Annotated in this window: 13 protein-coding genes; 9 read left to right on the top strand and 4 right to left on the bottom strand. The window is 37.4% G+C overall.

Annotated elements, in window-relative coordinates:
- Window positions 1–98: 98 nt before the first annotated feature.
- From LG336_RS27170 to rlmH, 9 genes are all read left to right on the top strand, one after another.
- The gene (locus LG336_RS27170) at window positions 99–1,586 is read left to right on the top strand and encodes a peptidoglycan DD-metalloendopeptidase family protein (protein ID WP_404330589.1); all 1,488 of its coding nucleotides are present in this window, start codon (window positions 99–101) and stop codon (window positions 1,584–1,586) included.
- 212 nt (window positions 1,587–1,798) lie between these two features.
- Complete coding sequence (yycF, locus tag LG336_RS27165; protein WP_221873753.1) at window positions 1,799–2,509, top strand: response regulator YycF; 711 nt, start codon at window positions 1,799–1,801, stop codon at window positions 2,507–2,509.
- Window positions 2,510–2,517: 8 nt separating this feature from the next.
- Window positions 2,518–4,350, top strand: coding sequence for a cell wall metabolism sensor histidine kinase WalK (gene walK, locus LG336_RS27160; RefSeq protein ID WP_404330588.1), 1,833 nt, complete (start codon window positions 2,518–2,520; stop codon window positions 4,348–4,350).
- Window positions 4,347–5,669, top strand: a complete 1,323-nt coding sequence (locus LG336_RS27155; protein ID WP_404330587.1) for a YycH family regulatory protein — start codon at window positions 4,347–4,349, stop codon at window positions 5,667–5,669. Before walK ends, LG336_RS27155 begins: the two co-directional genes overlap by 4 nt.
- Window positions 5,656–6,456: a two-component system regulatory protein YycI gene (locus LG336_RS27150; protein ID WP_404330586.1), complete on the top strand. Its 801-nt coding sequence runs from the start codon at window positions 5,656–5,658 to the stop codon at window positions 6,454–6,456. The genes LG336_RS27155 and LG336_RS27150 overlap by 14 nt, the downstream gene beginning before the upstream one ends.
- A 6-nt stretch (window positions 6,457–6,462) precedes the next feature.
- Window positions 6,463–7,257 (top strand): MBL fold metallo-hydrolase, encoded by a 795-nt coding sequence (locus LG336_RS27145; protein ID WP_404330585.1) that lies wholly within the window; start codon window positions 6,463–6,465, stop codon window positions 7,255–7,257.
- Window positions 7,258–7,450: 193 nt separating this feature from the next.
- The gene (locus LG336_RS27140) at window positions 7,451–8,680 is read left to right on the top strand and encodes a S1C family serine protease (protein WP_404330584.1); all 1,230 of its coding nucleotides are present in this window, start codon (window positions 7,451–7,453) and stop codon (window positions 8,678–8,680) included.
- Window positions 8,681–9,047: 367 nt separating this feature from the next.
- A complete protein-coding gene (locus tag LG336_RS27135; protein ID WP_404330583.1) occupies window positions 9,048–9,209 on the top strand; it encodes a CxxH/CxxC protein in 162 nt (53 codons plus the stop codon).
- Between the two features lie 91 nt (window positions 9,210–9,300).
- Entirely contained in the window at window positions 9,301–9,780 is a 480-nt protein-coding gene (rlmH, locus tag LG336_RS27130) for a 23S rRNA (pseudouridine(1915)-N(3))-methyltransferase RlmH (protein WP_404330582.1), read from the top strand.
- A gap of 93 nt (window positions 9,781–9,873) precedes the next feature.
- Here rlmH and LG336_RS27125 read toward each other — a convergent pair whose 3' ends face one another.
- The 4 genes from LG336_RS27125 to LG336_RS27110 all read right to left on the bottom strand — a co-directional run bounded on the left by LG336_RS27125 (window position 9,874) and on the right by LG336_RS27110 (window position 15,232).
- On the bottom strand, window positions 9,874–11,091 hold the full coding sequence (locus LG336_RS27125; RefSeq protein WP_404330581.1) for an MFS transporter: 1,218 nt from the start codon (window positions 11,089–11,091) through the stop codon (window positions 9,874–9,876).
- An 80-nt stretch (window positions 11,092–11,171) separates the two neighbouring features.
- Window positions 11,172–11,831 (bottom strand): type 1 glutamine amidotransferase domain-containing protein, encoded by a 660-nt coding sequence (locus LG336_RS27120; protein ID WP_404330580.1) that lies wholly within the window; start codon window positions 11,829–11,831, stop codon window positions 11,172–11,174.
- Window positions 11,832–12,050: 219 nt separating this feature from the next.
- Window positions 12,051–12,917 (bottom strand): LysR family transcriptional regulator, encoded by an 867-nt coding sequence (locus LG336_RS27115; protein WP_404330579.1) that lies wholly within the window; start codon window positions 12,915–12,917, stop codon window positions 12,051–12,053.
- A 662-nt stretch (window positions 12,918–13,579) separates the two neighbouring features.
- Complete coding sequence (locus LG336_RS27110; protein ID WP_404330578.1) at window positions 13,580–15,232, bottom strand: M20/M25/M40 family metallo-hydrolase; 1,653 nt, start codon at window positions 15,230–15,232, stop codon at window positions 13,580–13,582.
- Window positions 15,233–15,266 lie beyond the last annotated feature (34 nt).

Here is a 15,266-nt window from a genome sequence, read left to right as displayed (position 1 = left end):
TATTTTTATATGAAGATATGGTAACCTATAAAAGGTTAATATAAAAATAGATGTGAATGGGGTACTTTGTTCTTAATTGTACCTTGCAGGAGGATAACATGGCAAAGAGGAGAAATACATTTTCTGGTCTTACTAGTAAATGGTCAACTAAAGTAAAACCAGTAATGAAAAACGCAATCGTAGCCGCACTGACCGTTTCTGCGCTTACTTTCGGAACAGGGAATACTATGGCTGCTCCCAATTTACAATTATCGACTTTCTTTCATGTATACATACAAGATGAGTTTGTCGGCACCGTAGCAGATAAAAAAGAAGTCGAGTCTTTAATTCAAAATAAATTGACATCAATGGAAGAAACATATAAGGATATAGATTTAGAAGTAGGATCAGAAATTACCTATATTCCAGAACAAGCTTTTCAATTTAATTCTTCAACACAAGCGGAAGACGTTTTAAATCAAGTTGAATCAAAACTTGATATTAAGGCTAATGTTTCTGCGCTTGTTATTGATGGTGAAGAAGTTGCATTTGTTAAAGATGAAGCTGCAGCAGAGAATGTAATAGATTCACTCATGCTAGACCATGTGAGTGAAGAGGAACTTGCTCAACTTGAGAAGAGACAAACTGTCCCTAATCAACCATTACCCGAATTAAAAGAAAATCAAACTCGTTTATTAGACGTTAAACTCTCAAAAGAAGTTTCATTTATTGAAACAAAAGTTAATCCCGATGAAGTTTTAGCGGTAGAAGATGTTGTTACCTTATTTAAAAAAGGGACATTAGAAGAAAAGAAATACGAAGTGAAATCTGGAGATGTATTAGGAGCCATTGCTGACTCTCATGATTTAACTTTAAAGCAGCTATTATCACTTAATGCTGATTTAAATGAAGATACACTTTTAAAGCCAGGAATGGAGCTAAAGGTTACGTATCAACAGCCACTTGCCAACGTGGAAGTAAATAAAGAAGTTTATACAACCGAGGAAGTCCCATTTGAGAAGAAGATAGTAGAAGACTCTTCTATGGCAAAAGGGGAAACAAAGGTAAAGCAGGAAGGTAGCAATGGGTTAAACGGCGTAACCTATTCTGTAACAGAACAAAATGGACAAGTTGTTAAGAAGGAAACATTGAACACAACTGTTCTTAAAGAAGCTGTTGAAGAAATTATCATTAAAGGGACTAAAGTTATTCCATCACGTGGAACAGGTAGCTTTGCATGGCCAACAAATGGTGGCTATGTTTCTAGTAATATGGGATATCGTTGGGGAAGTATGCATAAAGGAATGGATATTGCTAGACCAAGTGAAAGAACCATTAAGAGTGTCGATAATGGTGTAGTTGTTTCTACTGGTAATCGTGGCGATGGGTATGGGAATAAGGTAATCATCGATCATCAAAATGGTTATCGTACTTTGTATGCACATTTAGAGTCCATTTCAGTTCAACCAGGACAAACTGTATCAAGAGGTGGAAAAATTGGGGTTATGGGCTCCACTGGTAATTCAACTGGCGTTCATCTTCATATTGAAGTGACCAAGAATGGAAAACTTGTAGACCCTCGTACGGTACTAGGTAAAAATCAATAGAACGTAAGCCTCTAGAATAAGCTAGAGGCTTTTGTTATTTTTAACAAGAAGTATTTGGCAAATTTCATGCAAAGGTGTTGAGTTTCAATGGATTGGTGGAGAAAAATTTAGTTTTTCTCTAGAATAAAGTAGAATAGATAAGATAGAACCAATTTAGAAGTTTGGATAGAATTGATTATAGACTTATTTCCCAGATGGAAAGGAGACTGATTATGGAGAAAAAAATCCTTGTTGTTGATGATGAAAAGCCAATTGCAGATATTTTACAGTTTAATTTGAAAAAAGAGGGTTATGAGGTACATTGTGCTTACGATGGAAATACCGCTCTTGAAATGGTAGAGGAGATTCAACCAGATATTATCCTCTTAGACATCATGCTCCCTTTAAAAGACGGAATGGAAGTCTGTAGGGAAGTGCGTAAGAAATATGAAATGCCGATTATTATGTTAACCGCTAAGGATTCTGAAATCGATAAAGTTTTGGGTCTAGAATTAGGTGCCGATGATTATGTAACAAAGCCATTTAGTACCCGAGAATTAATTGCACGAGTGAAGGCCAATTTACGAAGACATCAGCAAGTCACATCTCAGGTAGAGGAGAAAGAGGAAACAAATGAGATAACGATTGGTTCGCTCACAATCCACCCCGATGCTTATGTAGTCTCAAAACGAGGGGAGACGATTGAGTTAACCCATCGTGAGTTTGAATTGCTTCATTACTTAGCCAAACATATTGGTCAAGTCATGACGAGAGAACATTTATTACAAACCGTTTGGGGCTATGATTATTTCGGCGATGTCCGTACAGTCGATGTTACAGTAAGACGTCTCCGTGAAAAAATCGAAGATAATCCAAGCCACCCTACATGGATTGTTACACGTAGAGGGGTAGGCTATTATTTAAGAAACTCTGAACAGGAGTAAAAGGCTTAATGAAAAAAGTTGGATTTTTTCGTTCCATTCATCTTAAATTTGTCATCATATACGTCTTGTTGATTCTGATTGCCATGCAAATTATTGGCGTGTATTTTGTTAGAACATTGGAAGATACTCTGATGACAAATTTTCAAAACTCCCTTAAACAACGAGTGGATATGCTTGTCTTCGACCTTCAAGAGGAAATGGTAAAGGAAAGAGGGAAAGAAGATCCCACGAAAGAAGAAGCAGTGCGTCTTGTTTTACGGGAATATAAAAATAAATCATCTGATCTTTCTGAAGTTCAAGCGATTGATGGAGGGAGTCTCCGAATTATTGGGACATCAGACCCAAGCAGGCTAGGGATTGTTGGTCAGCGAACAACAGCGTTAAAGGTTAAGCGCTCCATTGTCACGAACCGTGATGAAGGAAGCATCCAGGTGGATCAACAGTCAGGGAATAGAGTTTGGGTGCAGTCCACGCCAATACGATCAAAAGGAGAAGTTATTGGGGCCGTTTATTTAGTTGCGAAAGTTGAAAATATCTTTTCGCAAATGAAGGATATCAATAAAATTCTCTTTACTGGGACGGGTATTGCCTTAGTCTTTACCGCCCTTCTGGGAATTCTTCTAGCTAGAACGATTACCCGACCAATTGCGGATATGAAAAAACATGCATTGGTCATGACGAGGGGAAACTTTACTAGAAAAGTTAAGGTTTATGATAATGACGAAATTGGTCAGCTTGCAATGACATTTAATGATTTAACAAGAAAGCTACAGGAAGCAACCGCGACCACTGAAGGAGAAAAACGAAAGCTTAGTTCGGTCATAACAAATATGACCGATGGAGTTATCGCAACTGACCGCAAGGGAAGAGTTATCTTAATCAATGAACCGGCAACGAAGATGTTGGATGTTTCACGTGAAACAGTACTATCGACTTCAATTGCTTCAGTCCTTGGTCTTGACGATGAATATAGTTTTGATGATTTACTTTTAGAGCAGGAATCCGTCATCTTAGACTTTAGTAATAAAAAGAAAAGGCTTATTTTACGTGCAAACTTTTCAGTTATCCAAAAAGAAAGTGGTTTTGTTAATGGATTGATTGCTGTTCTTCATGATATTACCGAACAAGAGAAAATTGAAATGGAGCGTCGGGAATTTGTCGCAAACGTTTCTCATGAACTCCGTACGCCTCTAACGACGATGCGAAGCTATTTAGAGGCGTTAGCAGATGGAGCTTGGAAAGATGATGAAATTGCACCGCAGTTTTTACAGACCACTAGGACAGAGACTGAGAGAATGATTAGGCTAGTGAATGATTTATTGCAGTTATCGAAAATGGATCGGGAGGATTATCGCTTATCCAAGGAATGGATCGATTTCTCCATTTATTTTAATAAAATCATTGATCGTTTTGAACTAACCAAAAGCCAAAATGTCATCTTTGTTCGTGAAATTCCTACAACACCAATGTTTGTGGAAATTGATCAGGATAAAATTACACAAGTACTAGATAATATTATTTCAAATGCGATGAAGTATTCTCCAGAAGGTGGTCGAATTACTTATCGAATGAAAGAAGAAGATACGCGAATTATTATTAGTATCTCTGATGAGGGAGTCGGGATCCCAGCGGATAATGTAAATAAGATATTTGATCGTTTTTATCGTGTAGATAGGGCAAGAACGAGAAGGCTCGGAGGTACGGGGTTAGGGCTTGCGATTGCGAAAGAAATGGTACAGGCACATGAAGGCGACATTTGGGCAGAAAGTGTGGAAGGGGAAGGAACGACGATTTATTTCTCGCTTCCTTATGACCGAATGGCAGAGGATGATTGGTCATGAACTATGAAAAAGTAAAAACAATAATACTAACGATTTTAATTGTCCTTAGTGCAATTTTGACATGGAATATTTGGACGTTTCAGCCAAACTACGAAACAATGGAAATAGAAAAAAACGTTAATGAAGTGGCTATTGGTTCAAAGCAGGAGATAAGGAATATTGTAAAGCCCCACCAGGTTATTTTTCATACCGGGGCAAAGCAGTATGGAACCAACGATAATGCAGAATTAGATAAAATCATGAACTTGATTGGTAAATGGAAGTACTACGATGTTAGGAAATGGGGAGATAGTCGATCTGTGCTGTTAAAATCTCTTTCAGAGGGGCAGTATACAGAGCTTATTTTCCCTGATAGAGTACCGGTTGAACTCTATAAAAAAATTCTAAACTTTGAAGATCAAGACCTTCCTAAATTTGAATTTGATCGGATGATGATCAATGCAAAGGCTGGAGAGGGTCAAGAGGGAACCATCTATTTTTATTCTACAAAAAGTCATGAATCATATGTAAGCAATGTGAGTCTTGCAGCCATAAGTGAATTTTCAGAAGCATTCCTTCAGAAAGCGAATTTGTATAATCCTTATTTTGTTCATGAGTTGGATAATAAAAAATCTATTTACCTCCCAATTTATAGAACAGAAATGAAAAGATACACGTATTACCGTAATCCGATTGAACCAGAACAATTGAAGGATGCCTTGTTTAGGGATCCAAGTTTTGTACAAAAAAGCTTTGTAACCGAAGGCGAGGAGTTTACGGATGAAGCCAGTAAGATGACTGTTAATCATAATACCAGTATGATTATCTATGTAAATCCTTTTAGGGAAAGTGAAGCTGTAGTTGGAACGGAAAATATCATTCAGAAGAGCATTGAACACATTAATGGACATAGTGGATGGACGGACCCTTTCCGCTTTGTCTATAAAGATGATTTTAATCAACAGGTTATTTTTCGGATGTACAGCGATGAAGGCTACCCCATTTTTAACGAGATTGGCTTATCAGAAATAATCCAGGAGTGGGGGCAAACAGAGATAAAGCACTATGTCCGACCTAGCTTTAACCTGGAGCTACCTATTAATCCAGAAATGCAGATGGTAACCATGCCATCAGGGGAAGAAATTGTTTCGAAAATAAAGGATAAAACGGATTTGAACCTGGAGCTTCTTGACGATATTTCACTGGGGTATTATATGGTAAAGGAAGGAAGAGATTCCTCTGTTATCTCATTGGAACCAGGCTGGTTCTATCAGTATGATGGGATATGGTTTGAGTTTCCCTTAGTAGAGGAGGAGAGGGTATATAATGGATTGGAGTAGAATTAAAACCATTTTTATAGTCAGTTTTCTCCTCCTGGATATCTATCTTATTTTTCAGTTTATGAATACTAGAAGTGAAGCGAAGTATGAAGTTATTGAAGAAGCTTCCTTTGAAGAAATGCTGAAAAATAACGATATCATTTATAATGAAATCTCCAATGATCTGAAAAAAGAGCGATATATTAGTGTTAAACCGAAAATTTTTACTAGGGAAGATTTAGCTCCTAATCAAATATTAAAAAGTAGCTCCGGTGATGAAACTGCTGCCACGATTATTGGGCAGTTAGACAAGCCGATAAAAATTACTGAAAAGTTTAATCCTGAGGAATTCACAATTGCGGTGAAATCGGCCGTCCAATTTGGTGAAAAGTACCGATTTTGGAAAAAGGATGAGACCAAAGGAACTATCACTTTTTATCAACTACACGAAGGAAAAATGATGTATAATAATTTGAACGGCAGGTTGACCTTCTTTATCGATGATAACAGTGAAGTGATGCTTTTTGAGCAGACCTATATTGAAGAGGTTGAAGAATTATCAGACGAGCAAGAGATTTTAACAGCATTAGGTGCAGTTGAGATTTTATATAATAAGGGTTTCTTGGAGCCGAAGAGTGAGATTACCAAAGTCGAGTTAGGCTATTCTACTCTCATTCAACTTGCAGCCTCACAAGTATTAGCACCGACGTGGAGAATCGTTGTAAATGGGGAAGAAAACTTGTTTGTCCATGGATTTGAGGGTCAAGTGATTGAGTTTAAAAACGATGATAATAATATAACGGAGTGAATAGATATGACTTTGCATTTTAGTGTTCTCGCAAGCGGGAGTACGGGAAATGCGATCTACGTGGAGACGGAGGACCAGAGATTTTTGGTCGATGCTGGCTTAAGTGGTAAGCAAATGGATGCCTTATTCCAGCAAATTGGCCGAGATATGAAGAGCCTCTCGGGAATATTAGTGACGCATGAACACAGCGATCATATTAAGGGAATTGGGATCGTTGCCCGTAAATATAAATTACCGATATACGCAAATGAAAAGACTTGGAACGCAATGAACGGTTTAATTGGGGAAGTGCCGGTCGAGCAAAAATTTACCTTTGGAATGGAAACCGTCAAAAGCTTTGGTTCTCTTGATATTGAATCCTTTGGTGTTTCCCATGATGCCGCTGAACCAATGTTTTATGTGTTTCATCATGAAGGAAAAAAGCTCGTCCTCATCACCGATACGGGATATGTAAGTGATCGGATGAAGGGAATAATTTCAAATGCAGATGTGTACGTATTTGAAAGCAATCATGATGTCCAAATGCTGCGAATGGGAAGATATCCTTGGAATATAAAAAGAAGGATATTGGGGGATTATGGACATGTTTCAAACGAGGATGCAGCAATTGCGATGAGTGAAGTCATTGGAGACAACACAAAGCAAATCTACCTGGCTCATCTAAGTGCGGATAATAACATGAAGGATCTTGCAAGAATGGCAGTATCCCAGACTCTTGAAGGACAAGGGATACGGGCAGGAGAGCAATTTAATCTCTTTGATACCGACCCGAAAAAACCAACAGCGTTAACGGCAGTTTAAGTTTACTAGATAGGAATGGAGGCAGAATTGTCCTCATTCCTTTTTTGTCTTTAAATCGCGAGCGGTAAACGTAGATGTAAGTTGTTTTTGTTTTGAAAATTGACGATATCTATTGATTAAATTTTGCGTAAACAACAGTTATAATGGATATAGAGATTATGAATAGATAAGCTTTTTGAAAGGATTTGATATCATGGGCTATTATGATGAGGATCAATATACCCGCTATCAGCGTCAAAAAGGAAATAAAGGTGGATTTCTCTTCGCTAGCTTAGCGGGAGCGATTATTGGCGGTCTCATAGTTATTTTTACCGTGCCAACACTAGCGAGATTGGGTGCTCTTCCCTATGATGTGGAGCCAAAAAATAATGAGCAAATTGGGCAATCAACAGAGCAGAGAATAGGAGACTCAAAAAATGTCTCTGTTAACGTACAAACAGCGATAACAGCGGCAGTTGAGAAAACAAGCGAGGCTGTGGTAGGAATTACAAATATTCAAACTGGACGCGGCTTTTGGTTTAATACAGAGCAGAGCCAACAGGCTGGCACAGGATCTGGTGTTATTTACAAGGTGGACGGAGAAAAAGCCTATATCGTGTCAAACTACCACGTGATTGAAGGGGCCTCAGAGCTTGAGGTTACGTTTAGTGATGGGAACAAAACTCCGGCAATACTTGTAGGTGGAGATCAGTGGACTGACCTAGCTGTTTTAGAGATTTCTTCAGAAAATGTCAAAAAGATAGCTGAATTTGGGGACTCCGATGAATTACAAATAGGGGAACCTGCCATTGCTATAGGAAATCCTCTTGGTCTAACGTTTTCTGGATCGGTGACTCAAGGAATCATTTCAGGTCTTGAACGCTCAATTCCAGTTGATATTAACCAAGACGGTAGACCAGACTGGCAATCCGAAGTACTGCAAACCGATGCAGCAATCAATCCGGGAAATAGTGGTGGAGCCCTAGTAAATATCGATGGTCAAGTAATCGGAATCAATTCGATGAAAATTGCTCAGTCGTCCGTTGAAGGAATTGGGCTTGCAATTCCAATTAATTATGCCATTCCAGTCATTGAAGATTTAGAGCAGTATGGGGAAGTGAAACGACCATATATGGGCGTTAGCTTGAGTTCAGTAAATGAAATTCCAGTTCGTTATCAGCAGGATACCCTAAAGCTCCCAGAAGATATTAATTATGGAGTGGCCATTCTTGAAATTGTACCGAACTCACCAGCCGACCAAGCTGGATTAAAAGAATACGATGTAGTTGTCGAGATGGATGGAGTCAAGATCAACGACTCAGTTGATCTACGTAAGCATTTATATAATGAAAAAGAAGCAGGACAACAATTAGAAATTAAATACTATCGCAATGGAAAATTACAAGAAACGAGTATGACACTTGTGGAAGAAGATCTTCAATAAAGGCTCTTTCTCAAACTTTGTTGCTTTTTGGATACAAAATAAAATCGATTAAGCTTTGTTCGCAGCAAATAGCTTTTTATCCATGAGAAAAGAGCTTGCAAACTTACTATAACGTACAAAATTGCTTATCTTGCGTTAAAATCGGCTTTAGGTAGTAAAAATCGGCTTTAAGATTTTTACAATTTTAACACCAACCCTTACGAAAACAGCCTTAATAAAAGATGATAATGATGAGGCAGGAGGCTTTAAGCTTTCTGTCTTTTTTAGCTTTAAGGCTTATTTTCCTGTATGTAAACCTGCGCTGTGGATAAATTATTAAAGGCTGATTATACTGATAAAGAATAGGGAAGAGAATGGAGATGAAGAAATGATCTATTGCTGTGAAGAACATGTAGACTTAGCCTTAGATGAAGTTGTGGGTGAACACGAAATTGCACCTAAGTTTGAAAAGCTAGAAAGTGTGGAAAACATCCAAAATTCCTGTGGATACTGTGGAAAACCTGCTGTATATATGGTGGCGAACGAATGATCTACATACTAAATGTGGATACCGCTGTGAATATGTGGATAACTTCTGTGAATAACTTGTTTGTAAACTGTTTGTAAAGTGGGGATGAACTGTGCATATCTCAATTGTAACGGTTGGGAAATTGAAAGAAAAGTACTTAAAACAAGGGATAGAGGAATATGTAAAACGTCTCAATAGCTATGCTAAAATAGAAATTTTTGAAGTGCCAGACGAAAAAGCACCTGAAGAATTAAGCGAGGTAGAGATGGAGCAGGTGAAACAAAAAGAAGGAGAGCGTATTTTATCGAAGATTCACCAAGATACATATGTGATCGCCCTTGCTATAAATGGCAAACTAAAGTCATCTGAGGAACTAGCTGAAAATCTCGATAAACTGGCCACCTATGGAAAAAGCAAGGTGGCTTTTGTAATCGGAGGGTCGTTGGGGTTAAGTGATGAAGTGTTAAAGCGAGCAGATGAGCAGTTAAGCTTTTCAAAAATGACGTTTCCGCACCAGTTAATGCGGCTAATTTTGGTTGAACAAATTTACCGGGCATTTCGGATTAATCGGGGAGAACCGTATCACAAATAGTGGTAAAACAGAGAGTGGAAGTATTATTAAATAGTGATGTATTAAAAACACTTAAATAAAGAGAAGGAGACCGAACTAGACGGTCTCCTTTTATTAATGGTTTAATCCTTGTTGATTATTTCTCTTTTGTTGCTGAGCACCCCATAACGTGAAAAATATCCCAACAACCGTTACCAGTGATGCAACTAAAGGAACAGCGGGAAGCCCACCACCAATATTCAAATCAATTACTATTCCTCCAGTATATGCGCCAAGTGCATTACCTAGATTGAATGCAGCAATGTTTAAGGTAGAGGCTAAAGTTGGTGCTTCTTTAGCAGTATTCAATACGTTCAGTTGTAATCCGGGAACTATCCCAAATGCAGCCATACCAAAAATAAAAACAGTTATTAACATTAAAATTTTATACTGGTCGGTAATACTAAAGATGGCCAGCACAATTGCTAAAATGATAAGAATACCAATTAGTGAAGGAAATAACTTTCTGTCTGCTAATTTTCCACCATAAATATTTCCAATTGTAACACCAATCCCGAAGAGAACTAGTATATATGGTACTGATTTTGGTGAGAATCCAGTGATATCTACTAAAATTGGTGTAATGTAGGTAAAGGTAGTAAATACTCCAAAAAATCCAAAAACCGTCATTAAAAGTGCAATCTGAAAGGTAGGGCGACGTAGAACTCCTAATTCTTGACGTAAACTAGATTTTGCTGCTTTAACCGTTGGTACTAAAATAATAATTCCTATTAATGCGATAATACCAATTATCGTAATTGCCCAGAATGTTGATCTCCAACCATATGCTTGTCCTAGGAAGGTTCCGATGGGTACACCTAAAATATTGGCTAAGGTTAGGCCAGTAAACATAATGGCTATAGCACCTGCTCGTTTTTCTTTAGGAACTAATTCCGCTGCAATAACAGACCCTACTCCAAAGAACGAACCGTGTGTTAGTGCTGCTAGGATACGTGCAACCATTAAGGTAGTATAATTAGGTGCAAGAGCCGCTAATGCATTTCCTAAAATAAAAAGAATCATGAGGAAAAGTAAGAGTTCCTTACGTTTCATTTTATGAGTTGCAACTGTAATGATTGGAGCACCGATAGCAACTCCTAGCGCATATCCAGTAACTAGCAAGCCAGCCATCGGAATAGAGACTTGCATACTTTCGGCAACCTCTGGAAGTAGTCCCATTATGATAAACTCCGTTAAACCAATGGCAAATGCGCCTAGAGTGAGGGCATACAGAGCAAATGTTGAACTTTTAGTTTTAGAGAGACTTACTTTATTATTATTGAGTGAGTCCATATGGAACCCTCCTTTATATTTATTGGAAATTTAACAAGTAAGAAGGAGACTGATAATATCTTTTATCAGTCTCCAAAATCTTAACCTAATCTTTCAATAACTGCTTTTGTAACAGCCAATGTAGATTGAGGATTTTGTCCAGTAATCAAATTACCATCCACTTCGTAATGAGTTGACCAGTTTGGGGCAGCCACAAAAATAGCCCCTAATTCACGAATTCTACTTTCCAATAGGAAAGGAAGTTGTTCCCCTAGTCCTGTATCAGCCTCTTCTCTGTCGGTAAAAGCGTTAACACGTTTACCGGAAACAAGTGGTTGACCGTTAGATAATGTTGCACCAACTAATCCCACAGGACCATGACAAACTGCAGCAACAATCTTATCCCCTTCGAAGAAGTCCCGTAACAATTCCTGAAGTTTTTTATTATTAGGAAGGTCAAACATTGTACCATGTCCCCCCGGCAGGAAAATTGCATCAAAATCTTGGTAAGATATAGCATCTAGTTTCAAAGTGTTCTGTAAATACTTTTCAGTATCTAGAATCTCCTGTGGTGTATTCACATCTACACTACTAGGATCAACTGTACTTTTTCCTCCAAGGGGACTTGCAACTGTAACTTGGTACCCTTTTTTCGTGAATTCAATATATGCTTCAGCAAATTCCGATAACCAAATACCAGTCTGCTTATCTTTACTAAGTTCTTTATGATTAGTAACAACCATTAAAATCTTTTTTGCCATAAGATTTTACCTCCATTAATTTATTTTGTTACATTGGCTATTCTAATCCTACATTACCTATAAAACAAATTATGTTTTTATGGGTAATGTATAAATATATTTATATCAAAGAACGAGCATATACCTTGTACCATTTTGATAAATGACTTGCGAGGAAAAAAATAAAAGAAGTCATCCAGTATGAACTGAATGACTTAATATAAAACATTGAATGATTAGTTATTTTTTCATTAAAAGTGTTTTCACTATATTATTGATTTCTGGCAAATGTTTATTTTTAGTTTTATATGCAATATATAATTTATTATTAATTTTTAATTCCTTAAATAATACTTTTGATTTTTCTTCGTGCATTGAATTTACTAAGATATAAGTAGGAATTAGACTTATTCCCATTCCGCTTTCTATAGCCTTTAAAATAAGATGTAAATTAGGAATAATATGATTTGGTTTAATAATTGGCCTTTTTTTAAAGTGTTCTCTCCATAGTCTTCTGATAATTGGTAAATCTAACCCATAACTAATCCATTCTTGAGATAAAAGCCATTGTTCTTTAGACTTCAAGTTCTCTGGTATTTCCAAGTGCTTTGGTGCAACAATTACAAATTCTTCTTCACATAAAAATGAGTATTCAATTCCCGGTGATTGAAACTTTTGTGAAGTAATAACGATATCTATTTTATCCTCCTTTAATAGTTCAAGTAGTTGGTCGGCAGTTCCAAAGTGTGAAACAGTACATGTATTAAATTCATTAAGTTCAGGAAGGATATTTTCATAATAATATTCGATCGCAGAGCCGATTCTTATTATGGAAAGAGTGGGCAAAGAGATAGAGTGAAAACTTAAACTAGTCACTTCTAATGACTCAATAAGGGGGGCTACTTGTGAATATAACTCCTTTCCTCTTTCCGTGGGAACCATTTTTCTAGAAGTTCTAGTAAACAAAGGTTCACCAACTTCTGCTTCTAAAGAAGCCAAGTGTTGACTCATTGCAGGTTGTGTCATAATTCGGGCTTTAGCCGCTTCAGATACTGAATTGTATTTATATATATTAATGAAACTCCTGTACCATTCAAAATCCACCATGAAAATCACCTCTTATACTAGAATAAAATTAACAGACTTAAAGATGAGAATAGTCTTTCCTATATTAAAGCATAATTTTCCTTTGAAAATGTACAAGAGATATGTATCTGCTTTACCAGAAAAGTAAAGGTGAACCGTATCATAAGTAAATGAGGTTTTGCCCAATGCCTCTCCTTAATGTTGGGTTAGGCACTTTGATCTGTTAAATAGGGGGGGAATTCCCCTTAAATAGTAAATAGCACTAAAAATGGCTTAAATAGAGGGAGAAATTCCTCTTATTTGACTCGAAAAACCTGAATATAGGTAATTTTGCTATGCATAGGCGGAAAAACTCCCCCTATTTTCCCAAAAACGAGCGCTAATCTGCATTTAACGGAAAAATCTCCGCTTATTTTTCTATCGCTGTATACTCATATTAAGGACATCACTTCTTTTTTAAAGGAATTGAGATGAAAACGGAGTGCTTGTTAGAACCTCATTTAGATGCGTTGCGGCGAACCGTACCACAAGTAAATAAATGAAGTAGTGAAATTATAAGAATATTCTTCTTTTTAAAAAGCCTGTCTTTTTCCTATAAGGGTTATATAACGACTAAAATTGAAAAAGTTTCATGTCCATTTTTATAGCTAAAAAGCCTGTAGACTGGTCTACAGGCTTTTTGTTCAATTATTTAATAGTTTTTGAATCACGAGGTTTGTTAGATTTGGTACGACTTCAAGTGAGTAGGTCATTTCCATTCGTTCATGCTTCTTGTGAGCATCTAATCCATAAGGGCCGATATTGATTACTGGGACATTGATATCGCGAATGTCTTGATAGTCGACAAAGAGCTTGGTACCCCAGCTAGGGTTATTGTTTATTTCAGCGTTAATTCCTGTTTCATCATCACTTAGGGCCACAAAACTCATATCAGAAATATAAGGGAAAAAGTTTCGTGTCACAATCGGATATTGATAGTATGGTTGGATTACTTCTACTGCTTCGTCCAATGCTGTAATTAAAGCAAACTCGTCAGTTGTTTTTCCAGTCAACTCAATTCGTGGAGAGTACAGGGATGAGTAAAACAGAATAATCGCTGGATTTTTATCCTTCATCCATTTCCAGGCTTCCTCTACCACTTTTGCCGAAAACATGCGCGTATCCAGTTCCGTATTTTTTAACAGCTTTTCTTTAAATTGACTCATATGTGTTGTAAACGTTTCACCATTCTCATCGATTAATAATTTTTCCATTTCCTCGTACGTCATCACTCTAGGTTTCCAAGGGTGTTGTACATATGGTTCACCGCTTAATATGCTGTATTGTTTATACCTTTCTTCAAAAGAGGTAAGGGCATTGGTAAAAGCAATCATTGCTTGTTCCCTTAACTTTTCAAGCACGTCCTTTGGAGACCATGAATGAATAAAGAAATTATAATAAACATAGGCAGCTAAGGCAGTTTGAACTGTATAAGAAGGCTTTAAATCTGTTTGTTTTAACGAAACAGGCGGCACGGTCGTCTCACCAAATGCTTCGTTACAAAGCTCTGGGTTGTAATTGATTTGCCTTGTCAGCTCGGCCGCAATAAAGTTGGGATCAAGTCCCTCAAAGGCTGAGCCTACATGTGTTTCTGCCCCCGTAATAAAGAACGATGGCAGTAGCTTTCCGACAGTCCCCTTGTAAATATAGCGATTTTCATCGCCTTCATATCTAGGTGAAACGAAATCGGCATTAATGGCAGCTGCATAGTCAAAACCATGTTCCTTTTTCCAGCGTCTCAATGTTTTCAAAGCAGAGAGTACTCCGTGTGAACCGTCCTCCTCGTCACATTCCGATAAGAGGACTATGTTTCCGTCTAATTCTTCAGGATGCATAGAATAATAGTTTAAGAGAAATAAGTGACTGGCAACCCCGCTTTTCATATCAAGAACGCCTCGGCCAAATAACCAATCCCCCGAATATAAATGTTCTTTAGCAGTAGCTGGAAGCTGTTCAGTTTTTAGTGATTCCATAAGTTCGTCTGGGAAGCAAGCCTTGTCCTTTAATTGGTTGAAATCATCAATCCCAACTGTGTCAATATGGCCCATCAAAATCACCGTACGGTTGCTATTTCCCTTTGTTCCTTTAACAAAAGCAAGAACATTATAACGCTCTTGATCATCGTGGAGTGTTTGTTCTAAAACTAGATGGCTGGGGTTTTGTGAAAAATAGGGCATAGCAGAAATCATAGAATATAAAGATTGAGCAATGGCCTTTTCGCCATTGGTATTAACGACACTTTCAATGTTTACGAGCTGTTTCGTGAATGTCAACACATCCTCACGACATTGCAACATACGCCTGACCTTCTTTTCTAGTAAATTGGTATTT

This window comes from Mesobacillus maritimus, assembly GCF_044803185.1.
GTDB lineage: Bacteria > Bacillota > Bacilli > Bacillales > Cytobacillaceae > Mesobacillus_B > Mesobacillus_B maritimus_B.
The sequence above is the reverse complement of the archived record's forward strand: the minus strand, read 5'-3'. Positions and strand labels throughout refer to the sequence as shown.